Source organism: Clostridioides sp. ES-S-0006-03 (assembly GCF_020662275.1).
Taxonomy (GTDB): domain Bacteria; phylum Bacillota; class Clostridia; order Peptostreptococcales; family Peptostreptococcaceae; genus Clostridioides.
Genome location: NZ_JADGMM010000016.1, coordinates 67619 through 88513 on the forward strand (window position 1 = coordinate 67619; position 20895 = coordinate 88513).

The window sequence follows — 20895 nt, forward strand, 5'->3', positions numbered from 1 at the left end:
TTATATGAAAAAATCATCTAGTTTTTATTTAGAAGAGGATATATTTGATGAAATAGAAAAGTATCAAAGTGATAAAAATATAAGCAGTAGGAATACAGCTTTAGAGAGAATCATTTTAGAGTGGAAGAATCTTCAAGAAGAAAATAAACTATTGAAACAGTGTTTAGGCAATGGTTCATATATGATAAATAAAGAAACAACTATAACTGAAGAAAAAAAAGAGATAAAGAAAGAAAACCCTATTATTAAAAATATATTTAATAATATGCCTGATTAAATACAGAAATATCTACTCATAAAAATTTGGGTAGATATTTTTTTGAAAACTATTGAGAACGAAGAAGGTATATGTTATACTTAAAATATAAATAGAACATAGAGGGTAATAAAATTTCTGAAGCAACTTGTTGCGAAGAACAATTGCAAGATGTTTTTTATCTTGCGATTGAATTATAAGTCACATAAAAGGAGGATAAATGATGAAAATGTCAGCTTATATTATGGATTTTCTTTAAGGATGAATTAAAAAAAGTCAATAAATACAGTACTTAAAAAAAAGAATAAGAAGGTTATATATATATCTTCTTTAAGGACAAGAAAAAAAAAATTAAAAAAACCCCTGTTTTTCTAGGGAAAATGAAAAGTGACTATTGAGAAAAAGAAGGTTTAGGTATTATAAAAATTCTTAATGTAAAAAAGGAGGGTATTGCTTGAGAAAAATAAAAGTAATAGATTCTATTATGGGGAGTGGAAAATCATCATTTGCAATACAGATGATGAACAACATTAATGACACTAGAAGTTATCTTTATGTAACACCATATATAAATGAATGTGAGAGAATACAAAGGAGTGTTACAACTAGAAATATGATACAACCAAATAATAGAACTAGTTCAGGTAAGGGGAGTAAGTTTAGAAATTTAAAAAGTTTAATAGCTGAAGGTGAAAATATTTGTATGTCTCATCAGTTGTTTAGATACGCTGATGAAGAGGTAATTGAAGGATTGAAAAATAATAATTATGTTTTGATATTGGATGAAGTTATGTCTATTATAGAACTTCAGAACATTGATGAAAAGGATAAAGAAATATTATTTAAACAAGAGTTAATAAGAGTACAAGAAGATGGGAGAGTTGTATGGTTAGGAGATAATAATTATCATGGCAAGTTTAGAGATATAAAATATCTAGCAAATAATAATAATTTATATATGAGTAGAAGTAATTTTATGTTTTGGACTTTCCCATATAAAATATTTGATTTGTTTGATGAAGCATATATTCTAACTTATTTATTTGAAGGACAATTACAAGCATACTATTATAAGTATTTTGGTATGGAATATGAACACTATTCAATTGTATTTAATTCTAAAAATAAAAAATATGAGTTGAAAGAATATGATAAAAAAAATGAATGCAGAACAAATTTAAAAAAACTTATAAGAGTATATGAAGATAATGGTAAAAGCAAACTAAATAGTAATTATTTTATTGAAGGTAGGGAAAGTTTTAAGCATACAGAATTATCGGCTAGTTGGTTGAGAAGAGCTACAAATAAAGAGAAAGAAAGACTTAAAGCTAATTTGCAAACATACTTCAAGAATATATGTAATTCTAGAACAAAAGATAATCTATGGACAACATTAGAAGAAGTTAAAAAAGATTTAAAAGGTGATGGATACGCTAGAGGTTTTCTAGCTTTCAATATAAGAGCTACTAATAGTTACCAAGATAGAAGTAATTTGGCATATGTTTATAATAGATATATTAATCCTATAGAGCAAAGCTTTTTTCAAGATAGAAGAATAAATGTAAATGTAGATTTATTAGCTGTAAGTGATTTATTGCAATGGATATGGAGAAGCAGGATAAGAAAAGGAGAGCCAATAAATATCTATATACCTAGCAGAAGAATGCGTGAGTTGTTGTATAAATATTTGAATTATGAAATATAGAGGGAGTGGTAAGTATAGTAAATTTATATGAAGATTTACTGAAAGATATTGAATCAATTAGAAATACATGGTTTTTAAAAGACAGAATGGATAAAATACATGCCATTAGATATCTAATATATAAGTTTAAGGATAACTTAAATTCAAATCAAAAAAAGCATCTCTTTGCAAATTTATATCAAGAATTAGAAAATCTAAACACTAAGATTAATAAGAAAAAAAGAATAAAATAGGGGAAATGTTATCGGAAATTAAGACAGATTTTGGTATTGATACTAGAGCAAAAAAATGATATATAATTACTTATGCATATCTATAATAATAGATCTATAAATTTAAGTCAAAGAAAGCAAATCTTTGCAAATCAATTTTAAAATCAAGGTAAATTAAAAATAAAAGGGGCATTATGAGAAAAAAAATAGAACTAATATATTTAGAAGATTTAAAGTCGTTAGAAGAAATAAATTTATATAAGAGTGATGAGTATGAAAAAGAAATAGATACATATATAGAGATGAGTAAAAGGTCTTCATATAAAATTATAAATGAAAGGCATAAGGAGGATTTTAAAGATGAAATCTGGGGTTATGATGATACAGATTATGATGATGGATTGCAAGGAAAGGAGATATAATATTGATATATAATAATAACAATTTTTATGAAGAAATAGATGGGAAATCTGCACAAGATTACATAAAGAATTTAGATTATAGCATAGGCAATAGCAAAGACAGAATTAAACACATAGAGGAACGATTAGGGGTAAAACACACATGGTTTGAAGAGTCAAATAGAAGTTATATGGATACATTTTATAATACTCTTGCAAAAAGAAATGAGAATATTATTACTAGAGTGAAATATCAAGAAAAAAAACAATTCAATGATAAATTTTGGGAAAATATATTTGAGCAAACATCAGATAGCCCTTTAGATAAAGATGGTGTATATTATGTTACTATTGATGGAGAAGAGATAGTTATGGACTATAATAGATTCATTACTTGGTGTGACCATAATCAGATTAATCCAGTCAAATATATAGATGTTAAAAATCCTTTTAGTAACAGTAATGGTACATGGGAGTACACACATCATAATACATCAAAAATTAAGTTGCTATTAAATAAAGCAGACAGCACATATTCCACTTCTAATATAGCAAAAGCATTAGAAATAATGGGGAGTTACATATTATCAGCAGATGACAAACCTAAAGAAACTAAAATAAGAATATACAATTCAAAAGAGTTATTTAATAGAGCATGTCAGGAAGAAGCACTTCTAAATAAAATAGCACCTGCAAATGGTGGAAATATAAATTCAAACACTTCTAATAAAGATGGATTCCTAGAAGACAATTCTTTTGCATTTTTTCAACTACCTAAAAACTATAAAAAAATAAAAGATATAAAAGTCAAACCTAAAGATATTAGAAAATATCCAATTATAAAAACATATTCAGATACTTATGAATGGTATAAAGCTAAGTATAAAGAATTAGGACATAAACAATTAAGTAAAGAAGAGTTAAAACTTAAGAGAATAGTTAGGAAAAATTTAAATGCATTAAAAAATGATATGACTGATGTTAAAAATTCTATAGAGAAACCTATTATATGGAAAGCACCATTAGCAGATGCTGGAAGCCCAGAATGGGATTATTTAGATATGTTTGATAAATCACATGTTAAAGAGCTTCTAAAGGTTCAAAAGGGCAATGATTTACAAGATGATTTAACATGTATAGTTATGGATTTAAATAATATTATATCTAAAACTGAATTTACCACAGTACAAAAAGATATTTTAAATTTATATAGAAAAGATAAATCATTAGAGTTTATTTCAAATTTAATGAATATAACTCCTCAAGCAATAAATAATCAAATAAATAAAATAGTAAATAAAATAATAGATGTATATGAGAAAAATTATGAAGAAAATTATTATTATATATCTGTTTGTAAAGGAAAATATAAAAAATGTAGTAGATGTGGAAAAATTAAGCTGCTATCTAAGTTTGATAAAAATGGTAAAAAGGGATATCGTTCAAATTGTAAAAGCTGTAATTAGCTGGTGGGGAAAAGTGGTTTAAAAAAGGGTCGCTTAAAACATATTACTTATGTAAGGGGTTAATAAAAATAATAAAATTACCCCTTATTATTATCAAATGAAAATTATATGAGAAAAGGGAGATTAATAAAATATGAAAAAAGTAGATTTTTTAAAAGAAGTAGCAGAAGAATTAGGTGTATCACAGATAAGAGTAAGAGAGATGCTTGATGTGATAGAAAAAAAAAGAAACGAAGTACTACAAGATGGTGAAGAATTGACATTGATGGGAGTTAAATATCTAACTAAAGTACAAAAAGGAAGAGAAGGAGAAATGACTCTTGAAGATGGAACTAAAAAGCCTTGGAAGACTGAAGATAAAAGAGTTCCTAAAATAAAAGCGACTAAATCTTTAAAAGATGCAGTAATATAATTTATCAAACAAATATATTGTTCACGAGAGTGACAATTATAATGGAATTTGTGGGATAATTACTCACCATTTCATAACTGGAAGAAAGCACATGTCGTGAGATAGCAGTAAGTCTTTCTTCCTTTTAAATAAATAATAAAAGGGAGATTTGATAAGATGAATGGTGAAAAACTTATAGAAAATAAAGAATTAAGAGATAGAAACATAGATAGAGTAGATGTATTGGAACATGTGAAAGAGATATTAACTTTAGCAAATACAGATTTTAGTACAGTAGAACTTGTTTCTGAGTATTATGAAGTAGATAGAGATACAATAAAAAAACTTATACAGAGAAATAGAATTGAATTAGAATTAGATGGCCTTAAGTTATATAAATATAATGATATATCTGAAGTACTTGAAAATACTAAAAAGGGACTGGATGTCACTTTTAAAATTCCTCCAAGAGGTCTGATATTAATACCAAAAAGAGCTATTCTTAGAATAGGTATGTTACTTAGAGATTCAGAAGTTGCTAAAGAAATCAGAACTAGGTTATTAGATATTGTACATGATGCAGAAGAACGAACTGAAATTGTGAATGATGTAATAGAAGAAATTAGAACTGAACAAAATTTAAAAGAAGATATGCTTGAAGCGATAATTTCTGGTGACCATAATAAATTATCCGTACTACAGACTGAATTAATAGGGTTGAAAAATAAAAGAATAGGCAACTTAGAAAATATTGTAACTAATTCAGTAACTATAACAGAAAGTAAGGCTATTATTAATAAATGTGTTAGAACGATAGCAGTTAAAAAATTCAATTGTATGTTTGGTAAAGCATGGGATGAATTTTATAGATTTATTAATTATAAACTTGGAATTAATGTTAAAAATAGAAAAGGTAAAGGGTTGGCTAGATTTTCAAATAATGAAATATTGGAAATGGAGAAGATAGCTAAATGTTGGTTAGAAAAAAATGATATAGATTTAAAATTAGTAATATAATTTCTGGAAGTGAATCACTTGCAGATAAAAACATTAATACATTCCTAGTAGAGTTATAGTTTTTTTAATCCTACCTAAATTATAACTCTACAAAATAATAAAAAAATAAGGGAGATAATATATGAAAAATAATAAAGGAACAGTCTTAGAAAAGTGTGAGATAGTAAAACAAGAAGATGGCACTTATAAAATTATAGAACATTTAAAAGATGGAGATAATGAGGTATTACTTAGCGATGTTTTAGATAAGTATTCTGGTGATGCAGATTTAAATATAACAATTAGATTGAGTGAAACAATAGTCCAATAATATTTTTGGGCTATTTATTTTTTATCTAATATATTGATAATGATATTTGTTTGATAAAACAGGGGGGATTAATTAAGAGTTGAGTTAAGTTTATAAGAGTATGTTTAATTCAGCTCTTGATTGAACTGAATCTCCCTATTAACCACTAGAGAATTATCTCTAGTGGTCTTTTTTTATGGTGGTGATAATATGTGGCAGTAAATAAAAAAAAATGTTCCTGTTGTGGGCAAGAAAAATATGAAGAGAGATATTTCTGGAAGAGTTATAGCTTTATATATTCAGATAATGGTAGATTACCAGTTTGCAAGGATTGTCTTAAAGAGATATATAATAAATTAAATGATAAGTATAGAAGGAGCATAAAGGCTTTGAAACATCTTTGTTTTAATTTTGATATTTATTTCGATGAGAATTTAGCAGATGAATTATTTAAGAAAAAAAGTGAAGATTTTGTTGATGAATATATGAAAATTATTAATAGAAACTCAAAATATAGAGGAAAAACTTCCTCAGATAATATAGTTGAAGATATTGATGTTGAAACATATGTTAGAGAAAGCAACAACAAATATATTGAAATTGATGAGTATCTAATTGACAAATGGGGAGATGGATATTCCAATGATGAATATCTAAAATTAGAAAAGAACTATAAAAAATACGAACGAAACTTTCCATCAGAAACTCTTCAGCAAAAAGAAATAATAATGTCTATGTGTGAATTGAAATTAGAGGCACAGAAATGTAGGGTAAATCAACAGTATAATGATTATGACAAACTAATGAAACAGACATCAGCTAAGATGGCTGAGTTAGATATAATTCCATCGAAACAAAAAAAATATGGAGACGATAATAATTTAGTTTATGGAACATTATTGGAGATTTATGAGAAAAAAGAACCAGTACCTGATGCATTAGATTCATTTAAAGATGTTGATGGGTTTAAGAGGATGATAGATAGATATTTTGTAAAACCCTTCAAAAAAGTATTTGGCTTAGATGAATCTAACAATTATACCTATGAGGATGAACTATAATGGTAACTAAAAGTAGGCAACGTAAACTAAAATATAAAGACTCATATGATAATCTTATAGAGGGAATAGGGATATGGACAAGTTTTTATAGAGAAAATCCTCATAGATTTGTATTAGATTATCTAAGGTTGAAGTTGTATCCTTTTCAAATGTTACTCTTGTATATGATGAATGTATCTACAAAATTTTGTTTTATAGCTTGTAGAGGATTAGGTAAATCAACTCTTGTAGCAATATTTTGCATAGTTAGATGTATATTATACCCAGGTAGTAAAATTGTAATTGCTGCTGGAAGTAAGCAACAAGCAGGTTTGATTATAACAGATAAGATAGCTACTATGAAAAGAGAATCTATCGCATTAGATAAAGAAATTTTAGATATTTCAACGGGTCAAAATAGGATTGAATGTATATTTAAAAATGGAAGTATAATACAAGCAAGTGTATCTGGAGATGGAGCTAGAGGTAAAAGAGCGCAAGTTGTAATTGTAGACGAATATAGGACAGTTAAAAAGAATGATATTGATACTGTCTTAAAACAATTTTTAACTGACCCAAGACATCCAGGATTTTTAGATAAACCAGAATATAAAGATTATCCATTAGAGCCTAATAAAGAACTATATTTAAGTAGTGCATGGTATAAATCACATTGGAGTTGGGACAAATTTATTGATATAACTAAAGATATGTGTAGTGGTAAAAGTGCATTCTCTTGTGATATTCCTTATATTTGTTCACTGGATAATAGACTACTTTTAAAAGAAAAGATTGATGAAGATAGAGTTGATATAGGAGAAGTAGCTTTTCTTATGGAGTACTGTGGTATATGGTATGGAGAAAATGAAAAGTCTTATTTTAAATCAAGTGAAATGAATCAGTGTAGAGTCCTGAAAACACCATTTTATCCACTTAAAGACTATGAATATTGTAATAAAGATGAAAGAAGAAAGAAAAAGAAACAAATGGTAAAAAAAAATGGTGAGATAAGAATTATAGGTGCAGATATAGCTGTTGAAGAGGGTGCTAACAATGATAACTCTATATACACCTTAATGAGGTTACTACCAAATACAGTAGGTTATACTAGAGAAGTTGTATGGATAGAGTCTCACAATGGTTTAGACCCTGAAAAGCAAGCACTTAGATTAAAACAATTATTCTTTGACTTTGAAGCTGATAAGATGATAGTTGATACGAATGGTAATGGAACGTCTGTTATGACAGAACTACAAAAGACTCAATATGACGAAGCTAGAGATGAGCATTATGAGGCACTTACAGCTTATAATAGAAATCCAGATATAGATTTGGCATTAAGCAAAGGAGCAAAACCAGTTGTTTATGCCTTAAAAGCATATGCCAAAGAAAATAATGATATAGCTGTATATTTAAAAAATTCTTTTGTAACTAAGAAGATAAGATTATTAATAGATGATACAGAAAAAAGACAAAATCTAATGTTGGAAAATAAAAAATTTGAAGATAAAAGTGCAGAAGAACAAGCAGATATATTAATTCCATTTCTTCAAACTACTATGATGGTTCATGAGACGATAAATCTTGAATATGAGTTGTTACATGGTAATATAAGAATTGTGGAAAAAGGTAAGGCAAGAAAAGATAGATATTCTAGTATTGCATATGCTAACTATCTAGCTCAATTAATTGAAAATGAAGAGTTTGTAAAGAAAAAGAAAGGTACAAACAAGTACCTATTTTTAACATAAAGAGTGGTGATATGGTTGAGTGAAAGATAAAGAAATAGATAATTCAATAGAAAATATAAAAAAAGAAAATACAAGTCAATTTGCTTCAAATCTAATATTCGAGTCTAAAAATCCTCTAAAAAATATTGAAAAAATATATAACAAAATTTATAGACCAAGAAAAATAACAAGAAAACAATTACGAATGGCCTTAAAAAATCCTTTAGAAAGTGTAGATATTCTACAAGAAGCCTCTGAAATATTAAAGCTAACAAATGGTATGTTGAAGGAATTTATACTATATAAATCTATGATTTTGACATACGACCATTTTATAGTACCTGTTGATATTAACAAATATAAGACAACTGAAATTATGCAGAAAAAAGAATATGAAGCAGCTAAATATATAGAAAAGTTTAAAATAAAATTTAATGCAAAATGGATGGTTGAAAGAATACTTACTAACGGAGAGCTTTATGTTTATAAGAGGGAAAATAAAAGTAGTATATTAATTCAAGAGATGCCAGCAAGTTTATGTAAAATAGTAGGTAAAAACAATAATATGGTATCAAAGTATGCTATAGATTTATCAGGTATAACTGATGAAAGTATTGGTTTTTATCCTACTGAAATTCAAAGACTATATAAACTTTATAAAAATGGTAAATTAGATGAAGATGAGAATTTATTAGACAGCTCATATTATAGACTAGATGACAATGCAGCAGCTTTTAATTTAGATATGTGGGGTAAAAAGGGAATTCCATATTATGCTCATATATTTGATTCACTATTAGCATTAGAAGACATGGATGATATACAAGATAATAATGCTAAGATTGATAACTTCAAGTTATTACACCAGTTGGCAGATACAGATGATGAAGGAAATTTATTGTTAGACCAAGATACACTTATGATGTTTCATGAATCTATAAAAAGTGTTGTTCCTGATGGAATTGGTGTTATTACTACACCAATGAAAGTAGATTCTGTTGTACTGGGTGACGAAAAAGTTAAAATAATGGAATACATAAATAAGGTAAAAGAGAGCATTTATGATAATTCTGGTATTAATAATGAATTATTTAATGGGAATAAATCTACAAACGAAGCAATTGCCATAGGGGCTACTGTTGACACATTGCTTCCACTAAAGATTCAAAGTATGATAGAGAATTGGATAAATGATGAATTAGGTCAGAATCCTAAAAGTAGAAATTGGACTCTTAACTTTGTGGGTACTTCTGAATACAATAAAAGACAAGCCGTTCAAGATGAAAGAGAAAATTTAACATTATATGGTTCAAGAAAAAAATATTTAGCAACTCAAGGTTTCACTCCACTCCAAGTACTTAATATTACTCAAAACGAAAAAATGTTAGGGCTAGAAGAAAGTTTAATGCCTATGCAGACAGCTCATACAATTTCCAAAAAAGGAAGACCTGATAATTCACAAATTAGTGAAAGAAATACTCAAACAGGTGAAAATTTAGAATAGGAGGGTAGATATGTGAATTTTATATGCGCTTTGAATGAACAAGATAAAGAAATATTAACTTTAAAAGGATTTAAATATATAATGAGTCAGGATTTAGGAAATCATACAATTTATATGTTTGAAAATATACCAGACAATATTTTAAATTTTTCACAAGAAGATAAAATGAAATATTTATTTACTAATAAAATGTATTTTTAGCAAGGAGGTGAGAAAAGATTTGAAAATAGAGAAAATACCTTGTAAAATACAAACATTTTCTAATGATTCTGAAGATGGTCTTATTAAAGCTAAAGTTATTATAATGCACGAAGGTGGAAACAGAAAAAAAGTTTCGTTTTCTAAAGAAGTTATTGATGATGCTAAAGAGAGTTTGAAAAATAGACCTTTGTTAGCATATATAAAAAGAAATGCAGATGGAGAAGCGTTAGACTTTGAGAGTCATAAAATAATACCTAAATTAATTCAAACTGAGAATGGATACCAATTAGAACATTTCTATTTGGAACAACCCATTGGTTTATTTAGTGAAAGTTGCAATCCAAGATATGAAATTATAGATAATGTAGAGCATTTGGTTGCAGATTGCTATATATGGGAAGGTTATTGCAATGAAAGTTATCAATTAATCATGGATGATGATGGTACAAAAGATGTCTCTATGGAAATAAAAACCCTTGAATATGAACTAAATTCAGAAACAGGATTTACCGATATAAAAAAATTCCAGTTTAGGGGTGTGACTATTTTAGGTGATGAAGTTGAACAAGGTATGAATGGAACTTGTAACTTAAATATTTATTCAAATAATGAAGAATATGATGTTTTTGTTCAAGAAATGAATAATAAGATAAAAAATTACGAAAGGGAGAGTGGTAGTGTGTCAGAAAAAAATGTAATTGATACAGAACCTCAAGTGCAAACATTTGGATTATCTGTAGAAAATATAAGAGATCAATTATATACACAAATAGAGTCAAGAACTATTGAAAAAACAGATTATTGGGGTGATAAATATCAATCAAGAGAATTTTGGTATAGAGATTTGTTGCCAAATGAAAATATTTTAATAGTAGAAAGTTCAAATTGCTATATATACTATGGAATACCTTACTCTATTAATGGAGATACAATAATTGCCGACTTTGATAATAAGAAGGAATATATAAGTGAATGGAGAGAAAAAACAGGAGAATTAAATGTAGTACATTTTGATTCAAATAGAGATGAATTAAAAGATAGAGTTTTAGAAAAGTTTCAATTAAAAGAAGAAGAAGTAAATACAATGAAATTTGAATTGAGCAAACTTGAAGAATTTAAAAAATCAATAGATAATGCTAATTATGAAAATGATGTAGAATCTATAGTTCAAGAATTTAGTTTTAATGAAGATGAAATATGTGAATTAAAGGAAAAAGTTTTAAACCGAGAAATAACTAAAGAAAACTTCCAAAAAGAATTATATGCTTTAGAAGGTATGAAGATAGTTAATAGTAGAAAAGGAAATATGAATTTTAGTAGTACAGATGATAATTCAATAGATTTAACATCAATAAAATCAAAAAAGCAGCCTAAACGAAAACCTTATGGTGGAATTTTAGGCTAATTTTTATATAAAAAATCAAGGAGGAAATTAAATGGCAGCAATAATAAGATTAGATAGAATACCATATCCAAATCCAATATCAATAAAACATAAAAGTGAAACTCCATTAGAAAGTGGAGCTTTTTTAGGTGTAAAAGGATTTGCACAAAACGAAAGAGAGTGTTATGAAGTAGAAGCATTAAAAGACGATTCTCAATTAGCTATATTGGCATGTTCAGTCTTAATGCACGATGAAAGATTAGATGAAAGAGATTTTGTGCTAAAAAAAGATATAGCTGGAAGAGCATATTTACCACAAAAAGGCGAGGTTTATACAATAGCTAAAGCTCATTTTGATGGTGATGTAGTGGTTGGAGATGAACTAGAGAAAAAAGCAACTACATATAATCTAACTAAAAAAACAACAAATGAAGCAGTTGCAGTAGTTAGAAAAGTTTTAACTTATGAGGGACAACCTTCAGTAATGATAGAGATAATATAAAAAAATAATGGTTAAATATAAAACACCTTTAAGGTGTTATTTTTATGCAAAGAAATAGGAGGAATAAATATAATGGCAAGATTGACAGATTTAGAAAAACTATCAATTGACTTATATACTGGTAATGTACAAGAATTTTCTGTTGGAGAAGCAGAAGATAAACTTAGAGAATTATTGGAAGAAAAAGTTGGTGGAGAATGGAATTATTATAATTTCCAAAAAAATAAATGGGATATATTCGCTATAATGACGGAGTTGTTGACAGTTACAACTTCTAGGTTAGTTAAAGAAACATTTGCTCCATTTGTTGAATTTAAAGATTGTGCATTAGGAGATACTATAGAATTTAAAGTAGAGGATGATAGACTTTACGATGTTGCAGTTATAGCAGCAGGAACAAATAACTTATTAAGACAAAAAATGTTGGGTACAAAAGTTCCGATGACATCATTTGAATTAGGTATAAAAATTTATGCTGAATTTGATGAGTTTATGGCAGGAAGAATAAGCTGGACTAAAATGGTTCAAAATGTTGCAAAGTCATTTGAACATGAAATAGCTACATTGATAGGAAAAACATTTGTATCAGCTTATACAGGCATAGATTCAGATATGACCGTTACTGGTGCTATGGATGCTGATAAATTAACAGAGTTAATAGAAAAGGTAGCTGGTTCAAGTGGGAATAAGGTAACTATATATGGCACAAAGTTAGCATTATCTAAAATACCAGGTATAGAATGGCTGGAATCAGATGCAAATGATAAAAGAAATCATGGGTATGTAAGAATATTTAATGGTGTTGACTGTATAGAAATAAAAAATACATATGATAAAGATAATAAGACTTGGGGTATAGCAACTGATAAATTGTTTATAGTTCCGTCTGGTGTAAAACCTATAATGGCTGGGTTTGAAGGCGATGCATTTATAGATGAAGACAGAGGTACTGGAAAGAGACAAGATAGACAATTAGAGTACTTATTCACGAGAAAAGTCTTGATAGGTGTTGTAAGAGCGGTTAATTATGGATTGTATTCTATAAGTGCATAGTTGAGAGCTATAAGAGATGGGTTTGTTTATTCATCTCTTATTTTAATATAAATAATGATGGGAGATGAATAATATGGCAAAAGTAAATAAAGAAAATGTTAAAGAAGAAGAAAAATCAACAGTAAATAAAGAAAATGTTAAAACAAAAAATAAAAGTGTTATAAGAAAAGAGTTGAAAAGTAATGCAAAGAATATAGAAGTTGAAGTTATGAATATTACAAATGGTTCAGTATTTTATAAATGTAAAAGAACAAATGAAATTATAGAATTGGATGAACCAGGTGATACAACAACTGTTTCTTTGGATTTGTTACTCAATATGAAGACACAATCGAAAAGTATGCTAGATGGATTAATTTTATCTATAGTGGATGTTTTTGATGGTATAGATATGGATTCTGTATTAGATGTATTAGGGTTAGAAGATAAATATAAAGTGTGTGATATGAAACTAGATAGCATAGATGACTTTATAGAAAACTCAACCAATGAAAAGTTTGAAAAATCTTTGGATAAGATAAATGAAAAAGTACTGAAAAGAATTATTGAAAGAGCAATTAAATTATCAAAACAAGGAAAATTAGATAGTAATTATAAAAGAATTTTGCTAGAAGAAAAATCACACAGTAAGTATTTATTTTCTAGTATATAAAGGAGAAATGCTAAATGTCGACTCCTTTATATAAAATATATGAATCATTTTTATCTCAGATAGAAGATGATATTCTTGCTTTAATGAAGTCTACTGTAGTTGAAAAATTGCTACTGAGATATTTAAAAAGCTCAATAATAGAGTTTACTACATGTAAAAAAAACTTATCTATAATTGGCTCAGAGCAAGGAGAAATTATTATTGAGCCAAATCAACTGACATATGAATTTGAATTCGATAAACAAGAAGCAAAGTTTGATTTAATTGGTCTAAAAACTAATAAATTGTATGAGCTTAACAAAGATTATTCTATAGAATTTAATGATATAAATTGTACATTATCCTTTGAAACAGAGCTAAAAGAATCTGTTGAAATTAATTGGTGTACAATAGGAGATATAGTAGATGATTTGGAAGAAGATGAGATTAATATTCTTGCATTAGGAATGATTTATTATTGGTTGCAACCTAAAATTCTTAGAGATGAGAGTTTGAAGCAACAAATAACAGACCATGACTTCAAGAAACTATCTCAAGCTAATATGTTGGACAAATTAATAAAGTTAAAAAAACTATCTCAATCAGAATTAAAAGTAAAAGTAAGAAATTATTCTTATAAAGACTTTAAAGGATTTAATTAATGAATTACTTTCAGTGTTATAAAGATAGAGTTTTAAGAAGTTTTTCAAGTAGAAAAGAAAAGATAGAAAATGAGATAGAAGATAGTTTTAAAAAATACTTAGAAACTGCTCCAACTGCATTAGTAGTCCCTTTGACTGATATTGGAGAAGTAACAATAACAGATGAAACTAAGAGAGTTTTAGTTTCAATAAATGATATTACTAATAATGATAAAAGAGCTTTAGATGAGAAGTATTTATATACACCTAAAGATATGAATGTAGATGTTGGGTGTTATGTATTTTATGATAATAGCTACTGGGTGACTATATTTAAAGAACATCAAACAATTAATACAAAGAAACACTTTGTAATTAAAAGATGTAATCAAATATTTAATTATAGATACAAAGGTCAAATGTATGAAATTCCTGTATCTGTAGAGAACCTAACTTTATACTCAGATGGGATGGCAGACAACAAGTACACATCTGTATCCGACACTAAAAGGCAGCTTTATTATGGTAGTAATCCTATAACAAAGACTATAGACATTGATACTAGAATAATGTTGACTGGTAAAACTGTGTTTAGAGTTACAAGTATTAATGACTTTGAGTTCAATGGAAGAGAAACAGGAGCAGATGGTCTTATTAAAGCTATCTGTTTACAAGATGCATTAATTTCAAAGGATGATACAATAAATAATATTGCTTATAATGAGTTATCTGAAAATGATAATGTAATTATACCTTTTGACAAAATAATAGGTGATGAATTTATAACCCTAGGAGAAGAAAATGAATATACTATAGACTACATGAGAGACGTTGAGTGGCTCTTAGACAAGCAGTATAGATTTTGTAATATAATTAATCAAGACGAGAAAACATGCACGTTACAGAGTGGCACATTGGCTAAGTACTCTGGATTAGAAATTTTATTATTAGCAAAAGACAAAGAAACAAATGAAATTATAGATACTAAAAAGATAACACTAAGGGGGTAGATATTATTAGCTTATATGGCTTTCCCTAACAAAATGATAAGTAATATAGGAACAACTCTGATGTCAAATCAAGATTTCGCTAAATTTATGATTTATAATGATGAATCCCAAAAAGATATTTTATCCATGCCTGATATAAAAAATCCAGTTAAAAAGCTTAGAAACAAGAAAGTATTTTTTAATAGAAGAGTAGAAAAAGTTTTAAAAAAAGCAGATGTTTCAGTTTATATTATGTTAAAAGAATATAGACGTTGCTCTGAAGCAAGTAGAATAGTTAAAAAAACAAAGATAGAAATTGGTATTGTCTGCCACGATGAATGTCAAAATACAATAAATGGTTTAAGAGATGTCGCACTGGTAGATTGTATTGTTAATACAATAACTGAAAATAAAGAAATAGCTGGTATAGGTAAAATTAAATTAGAAGATACATACCAAATGTACAATTTAAGCACAGATTACAATGGTTTTATAATAACTGTGTCCGCTGAAAGCTTTGGTGATATGTAATGTTAGAAAATTATTATGTGACAGGACTTCCGATAAAATTAAGTGAAACTTTAGGAACTATATATCAACCAACTATTAGAAAACTTATTGAATTAAATATGGTTAATTTAGAAATAGTAAATCCTTTTTTAATACTCGAAAAGAGCTATTCTCAGCTATGTAATGAGGAATCATTTGAATTAAAGTGTAAATATGACACTATACCCATCTTAGATTTAATGATGTTAACATCAATGAAAGACTCTTCTGAGAAAGTTGAATTACTTAGTGACAAGATAAAAAAATCTTTATCAATATTATATAAAACTGATATTAAAAATATTGAGTATATGAATAATATTAAAACTGGTATTTTAATTAAATTTGATGATAAAAAGAAAAATGCTTTTATAAGCAGAGAAGATTTTGGACTAGTATCAGATTTAATTTTAGAGATGTTTTGTATTGATAAAAAAAATCTTAAAGATGATGAGGATAAATGGGTTGAAAATACTGGTTCTGAGAGAGAAAAAAAGTTAATTGAACACTTTAAAGAGAAGGAAAGAAAGAAAAGAGAAAAGGAAGCATATCATCTATGTGATTATATAAATATAGTTCAAAATATAGATGGATATGTATCAATGGATGAAATATTAAAAATGACTTATTGGCAACTGATTAATGCTTATAAAACTAAGATACAATTTAAGAATTACAATGAAAGTTTAGGCTATGCATGGTCATTTAAATATCAAACTGATATGGATAAAATGAAGCATTGGTCTAAAGAAATAAAAATACAAACTAGTACTGTTAGATAACAGTATTATTTTTATGTAAAAATGAGAGGATGATTAAATAATGAGATTTGCGATAAAAGATGCAAGTAATATAATAGTAAAAAATAAAACAACTGGAGAACCACTTTTTTATACAGCGGATTTAAATGCGTTTAACTTTAAATTGGATTCAGAATCAGTTTATGCCAAGGCTAAAGGTGCAAATGCCATAGCTTTTGACGGAAGCGTGACTTGTAGTTTAGCACTCGAACAAGAGGTAATACAAATGCCACAACTGGCAATGCTATTAGCTTCTGATATGGTTGAAGAATCTGCCAAGGTTGGTAAAAGAAAATTATTAACTTCTGATAGTACTAAGAAAGTTACTTTAGAAAATGTAAAACCAGTCACTAATAGTATATCTGTATATAGTGTTGAAAAAGATGGTATATCTTTAGTTAAGAAATTACAATTTACTTCAACTGTAACAGGTTCTAATACGGAGATAACAATATCTACTGCTGATTTTAATGCAGGAGATAAGGTAGCAGTATTTTATTTAGAAGAGTTACCAAAAGCAAAAGTTATAAAAATAAAAGAAGAATCTACTGCTCCAAACTATGTAGTAGAGGCAGATGTTATGGCTAAAACTGCTGATGGTGAATATATGGTATTATACATGACTATTCCAAATGCTAAAGCACAAAGAAGTATAGAATTAAATCTTACTGCTGAAAATCCATCTGGATTTAATATGACGCTAGATGTTTTACCAGATGAAAATAAAGAATATGTAACATTTGCATTTGTTGGAAATGAAGATGTTAGCCCTGTTAGAATGGCCTCTATGTTAGGTGCTGAATTAATAGATGAAAAGGATGTTAAATCTAAGAAATAGTGAATTGCCCTACTCTTAATTGAGTAGGGGTTATTTTTTTACGTTTAAATATAATTTTAATCGGATTTGAACTTAAAAAAATGAAAGAAGGTGATAAATTGGTATTTTTAGATGATAAGTTTTTATTTGATAATATCTCAAGCGAATCTATGAACATCAAGTTGGTTACATTGGGTGATGATGATATTTTAAATGAATATGGGTTACCTTATGAAGAAGCAATTAAATCTGATAATACTTTTAATAAGAATCCTTGTTACTCGGAGGATGAAACTACTATTGAACCCATAACATTACAATTCTGTTTGTGTAGTGAACATGGAGAGGCTTATGAGTGGGACGATTGTACATTAGAGAATACTTGTAACTGGTTTTGGCAAAGAGAGTTTAAACCATTTATTTCTTATGACAATATAGAAGAAATCTATTATCTTAAAGCGAGGAAGATAATAAAAAAGTACACAAAAAATAAAAAAGGTTTGCTAGAGATAGAGTTTCAGCCATACACAAATTATGCTTATAAGAACTTTCAAAAAGTGATAACTGTCAAGGATACAAGGGAAATTAAACTAAATAATACATCAAATGTAGATGAAGAATATTCTCCAGTTATAGATGTTGAATGTCTTGATGAAGGAGATATAACTATTAGAAATTCTACTATCAGCGATAATGAAGAGGATAGTTTGCTTATAAGTGGATTAGCATTAAATGAAAAAATAACAATAGATAATTTGTACTATACAGTTTTAAATAGTAATGGAGAAAATAGATTTAATATTGTTAATAGAAAGTGGATTAGATTAAAAAGAGGTGTAAATATATTGAAGTTTACTGGTAACTGCAAAGTTGCTATTAAATGTAAATATCCAATAATAAAATAAAGGGAGAATGATAAGATGAATAAAATACAAGTAGATAAATTGATGAAAGATGAGATAAGAGCAATAATAGCATTTACAGATGAAAATGGTAAAGAAGAATATATAGAAGTTAGAAATCCTGATAAGAAAACTAAAGAAGATATATTAAATAAAATATGGGCTGGTATGGAAAATCAAGATTTAGCATTGTCTCAAGAAGACATTCTTAAAATGTTGGTTGATGAATTGACTAATATAGAGTTAAATATTGAAATAGATGATTTAATAAATGGTAATATATCTAGCGAATTAGAAACTGTAATGTATTACATAGGTCAAATAGAGAATGAATTAACAGCATCTTTATTAATGAATACTGAAATTAAATTAGGTCAGTTAAAAAATGATATATTACAAGATAAAGTGCTTAAAGAAACTGAGGAAATCGAAAAGATGAATAATGTCAAAGAGAAAGTAGTGAATTATGGTTTTTAAGTCTTTAGATGAGCTGGTTGCTTATACTAAGAATCAAATTAAAGCTTCTATGCCTGAAGTTGGTAAAAAGATGAAAGAGATAATGAAAGAAGAAATAGATAGGCAAGTTTATTCTGGATATACACCTCAAGGTGTTTGGCGTCCTGATTTATGGGGTGGCAGAACTTATGACTTATTAAATTCTTTAGATGTAACAGAACTTTCCTCTAATTCTGTTACATCTGAAATACAGAATAATGGGAAATGGTTTGATGCATTTAGTAAGAATCCAGCGTTTCCAATGGAAAGATTAGAAAAGGGTACAGTTTGGGGAGCTGGTGGTACTAGAAAAGAACCTAACTTTAGACCTAAGACAAATATAATGATTGAAAGTGAGACTAAAGTAAGAGCTGAGATTCCTTTATGTTTTAAATCTACAATGAATGGATTAGGTGTACCAGTAGAATAAACTTTATCTTTGTCGAATTTAAACGGTTTAAACATAATATATTGACTGATATAATAAAATCATAGAATATTTTAGGGGGAAATATATTATGTTTAAGAAAAAGTTAATAGCTATAGTAATGAGTGTAACTATGATTAGTATAGGGAGCTTTTCATATGCTCATTCAGGAAGAACTGATTCATCTGGAGGCCATCGTGACAATAAGAATAAATCTGGATTAGGAAGCTATCACTATCATTGTGGTGGTTATCCAGCACATCTACATGATAATGGAGCATGTCCTTATACTGGGGGAGGAAGCAGTACTGGAACAACAACCACTTCGACTAATAATGAAGAACAGCAAAAGAAATCTGTTGGAGAAAAAGGATATAATCAAGGATACGAGGATGGATATAAAGGAAGTTATAGTTCATCAAGCTATAATGGAGATTATAGTGATACATATGAATCAAAGTACTCAGAGGGATATGAAAAAGGTAAGGCTAAATTAGAAGAGGAAGAAAAGGCAGTTAAAGAGACAGGTTATAATTTAGGGGTAACAGGAGCTAAGTCTAATAATACATATGAAAAAGAAGTTTTAAAAGATGCTTATGATAATGGTTACTCAACTGGATATAATGAATTTAAGATTAAAAAAATAGAAGAATACAAGGCTAAAGGAATAGATGATAGTAAAAAGGATAAAGAGAAGATGTCGTTTGAAGAAGGATTAGATTCTTCATTTAAAGATGCTTACAACAGCTCCTATGATGAAATTCAAGATCAATTAAAAAATGATTATACTACTCAAGGATTTGAAAGTGCAATTAAAGGAAATAAATTTGATACATCAAGTATAAGTAATGCTAAATACTCTAATTGGTTTAAAGAAGGATATGATAATGGGAAATCTAAACTTCCTAAAGTAAAAGAAAGTGTATATAATCAAGGATATAATGAAGAAGATTTTAGTGTACCAAGTGAAATGAAGTCTATTGAGACTAAGTTAAAAGGTATATATGATGATGGATTAGAAAAAAGAGAAGAAGAGAAAAGTAGAAATATTACATATGGTGTTGGAGCTGGAACTATAGCTGTGGCTGCTGGAGTAGTATATAAAAAGAAAAAGCATAAAAAGATATAGATACTAGATATACCAATGATGACAAGTGTATGACAAATATAATTTTAAGTATATTTATTTGAAATATATAAGGGAGGTTGTATCTGTGGGATTTAATTTTAGAAAAAGCATAAATCTAGGTGGTGGAGTAAAATTAAATTTAGGTAAGAAAAGTGTAGGGATAAGTGCTGGTGTTAAAGGTGCTAGAGTATCAGTTAATTCAAAAGGAAGAAAATCAGCTACATTGAGTATACCTGGAACTGGAATATCATATACAAAAACTAGTACAAAGAAACGTAAACCTAAATAGATGGAAATTTATAGTATGTTATAATATAAGTGTCCAGATGGATGTTTTAGATTATTTTCAGCCTAGATAGGCGGT

The 20895-nt window shown here is 27.7% G+C and carries 26 protein-coding genes; all 26 read left to right on the top strand.

Features of this window, described 5'->3' with window-relative positions; translation table 11 throughout:
- The first annotated feature begins 4 nt into the window (after positions 1-4).
- The 26 genes from IR151_RS17525 to IR151_RS17650 all read left to right on the top strand — a co-directional run bounded on the left by IR151_RS17525 (position 5) and on the right by IR151_RS17650 (position 20820).
- Positions 5-277, top strand: coding sequence for a hypothetical protein (locus IR151_RS17525; protein WP_219673430.1), 273 nt, complete (start codon positions 5-7; stop codon positions 275-277).
- 433 nt (positions 278-710) lie between these two features.
- Complete coding sequence (locus tag IR151_RS17530) at positions 711-1961, top strand: hypothetical protein (protein WP_227436910.1); 1251 nt, start codon at positions 711-713, stop codon at positions 1959-1961.
- Between the two features lie 5 nt (positions 1962-1966).
- A complete protein-coding gene (locus IR151_RS17535; protein WP_227436912.1) occupies positions 1967-2194 on the top strand; it encodes a hypothetical protein in 228 nt (75 codons plus the stop codon).
- 173 nt (positions 2195-2367) lie between these two features.
- On the top strand, positions 2368-2595 hold the full coding sequence (locus tag IR151_RS17540; RefSeq protein ID WP_227436914.1) for a hypothetical protein: 228 nt from the start codon (positions 2368-2370) through the stop codon (positions 2593-2595).
- Between the two features lie 2 nt (positions 2596-2597).
- Positions 2598-4040, top strand: coding sequence for a hypothetical protein (locus IR151_RS17545; RefSeq protein ID WP_227436916.1), 1443 nt, complete (start codon positions 2598-2600; stop codon positions 4038-4040).
- 133 nt (positions 4041-4173) lie between these two features.
- Positions 4174-4452, top strand: a complete 279-nt coding sequence (locus IR151_RS17550; RefSeq protein WP_227436918.1) for an HU family DNA-binding protein — start codon at positions 4174-4176, stop codon at positions 4450-4452.
- 156 nt (positions 4453-4608) lie between these two features.
- Entirely contained in the window at positions 4609-5448 is an 840-nt protein-coding gene (locus IR151_RS17555; RefSeq protein WP_227436920.1) for a hypothetical protein, read from the top strand.
- Positions 5449-5569: 121 nt separating this feature from the next.
- Entirely contained in the window at positions 5570-5758 is a 189-nt protein-coding gene (locus IR151_RS17560) for a hypothetical protein (protein ID WP_227436922.1), read from the top strand.
- A 191-nt stretch (positions 5759-5949) separates the two neighbouring features.
- Positions 5950-6798 carry a hypothetical protein gene (locus IR151_RS17565; protein WP_227436924.1) on the top strand — a complete coding sequence of 283 codons (849 nt, stop codon included), beginning with the start codon at positions 5950-5952 and terminating at the stop codon, positions 6796-6798.
- Entirely contained in the window at positions 6798-8528 is a 1731-nt protein-coding gene (locus IR151_RS17570; protein WP_227436926.1) for a terminase large subunit domain-containing protein, read from the top strand. The genes IR151_RS17565 and IR151_RS17570 overlap by 1 nt, the downstream gene beginning before the upstream one ends.
- 19 nt (positions 8529-8547) lie before the next feature.
- Positions 8548-10011: a hypothetical protein gene (locus IR151_RS17575; RefSeq protein WP_227436928.1), complete on the top strand. Its 1464-nt coding sequence runs from the start codon at positions 8548-8550 to the stop codon at positions 10009-10011.
- 12 nt (positions 10012-10023) lie between these two features.
- A complete protein-coding gene (locus IR151_RS17580) occupies positions 10024-10212 on the top strand; it encodes a hypothetical protein (RefSeq protein WP_227436929.1) in 189 nt (62 codons plus the stop codon).
- A gap of 19 nt (positions 10213-10231) precedes the next feature.
- A complete protein-coding gene (locus tag IR151_RS17585; RefSeq protein WP_227436931.1) occupies positions 10232-11617 on the top strand; it encodes a hypothetical protein in 1386 nt (461 codons plus the stop codon).
- 31 nt (positions 11618-11648) lie between these two features.
- Positions 11649-12098, top strand: coding sequence for a hypothetical protein (locus IR151_RS17590; RefSeq protein WP_227436933.1), 450 nt, complete (start codon positions 11649-11651; stop codon positions 12096-12098).
- Positions 12099-12170: 72 nt separating this feature from the next.
- Positions 12171-13151 carry a hypothetical protein gene (locus IR151_RS17595; protein ID WP_227436935.1) on the top strand — a complete coding sequence of 327 codons (981 nt, stop codon included), beginning with the start codon at positions 12171-12173 and terminating at the stop codon, positions 13149-13151.
- Between the two features lie 73 nt (positions 13152-13224).
- On the top strand, positions 13225-13803 hold the full coding sequence (locus tag IR151_RS17600; protein ID WP_227436937.1) for a hypothetical protein: 579 nt from the start codon (positions 13225-13227) through the stop codon (positions 13801-13803).
- 14 nt (positions 13804-13817) lie between these two features.
- Positions 13818-14444 carry a hypothetical protein gene (locus tag IR151_RS17605; protein ID WP_227436940.1) on the top strand — a complete coding sequence of 209 codons (627 nt, stop codon included), beginning with the start codon at positions 13818-13820 and terminating at the stop codon, positions 14442-14444.
- Positions 14444-15433: a hypothetical protein gene (locus IR151_RS17610; RefSeq protein WP_227436942.1), complete on the top strand. Its 990-nt coding sequence runs from the start codon at positions 14444-14446 to the stop codon at positions 15431-15433. The genes IR151_RS17605 and IR151_RS17610 overlap by 1 nt, the downstream gene beginning before the upstream one ends.
- 60 nt (positions 15434-15493) lie before the next feature.
- On the top strand, positions 15494-15943 hold the full coding sequence (locus IR151_RS17615) for a hypothetical protein (RefSeq protein WP_227436943.1): 450 nt from the start codon (positions 15494-15496) through the stop codon (positions 15941-15943).
- The gene (locus tag IR151_RS17620) at positions 15943-16743 is read left to right on the top strand and encodes a hypothetical protein (RefSeq protein WP_227436945.1); all 801 of its coding nucleotides are present in this window, start codon (positions 15943-15945) and stop codon (positions 16741-16743) included. Before IR151_RS17615 ends, IR151_RS17620 begins: the two co-directional genes overlap by 1 nt.
- Before the next feature lie 40 nt (positions 16744-16783).
- Complete coding sequence (locus tag IR151_RS17625; RefSeq protein ID WP_227436947.1) at positions 16784-17599, top strand: hypothetical protein; 816 nt, start codon at positions 16784-16786, stop codon at positions 17597-17599.
- 98 nt (positions 17600-17697) lie between these two features.
- On the top strand, positions 17698-18483 hold the full coding sequence (locus tag IR151_RS17630) for a phage tail domain-containing protein (protein WP_227436949.1): 786 nt from the start codon (positions 17698-17700) through the stop codon (positions 18481-18483).
- Between the two features lie 15 nt (positions 18484-18498).
- Entirely contained in the window at positions 18499-18957 is a 459-nt protein-coding gene (locus IR151_RS17635; RefSeq protein WP_227436951.1) for a hypothetical protein, read from the top strand.
- Positions 18947-19405, top strand: coding sequence for a hypothetical protein (locus IR151_RS17640; RefSeq protein ID WP_227436953.1), 459 nt, complete (start codon positions 18947-18949; stop codon positions 19403-19405). Before IR151_RS17635 ends, IR151_RS17640 begins: the two co-directional genes overlap by 11 nt.
- A gap of 88 nt (positions 19406-19493) precedes the next feature.
- On the top strand, positions 19494-20531 hold the full coding sequence (locus IR151_RS17645) for a YHYH domain-containing protein (protein ID WP_227436955.1): 1038 nt from the start codon (positions 19494-19496) through the stop codon (positions 20529-20531).
- A gap of 85 nt (positions 20532-20616) precedes the next feature.
- On the top strand, positions 20617-20820 hold the full coding sequence (locus IR151_RS17650; protein ID WP_021383048.1) for a DUF4236 domain-containing protein: 204 nt from the start codon (positions 20617-20619) through the stop codon (positions 20818-20820).
- Positions 20821-20895 lie beyond the last annotated feature (75 nt).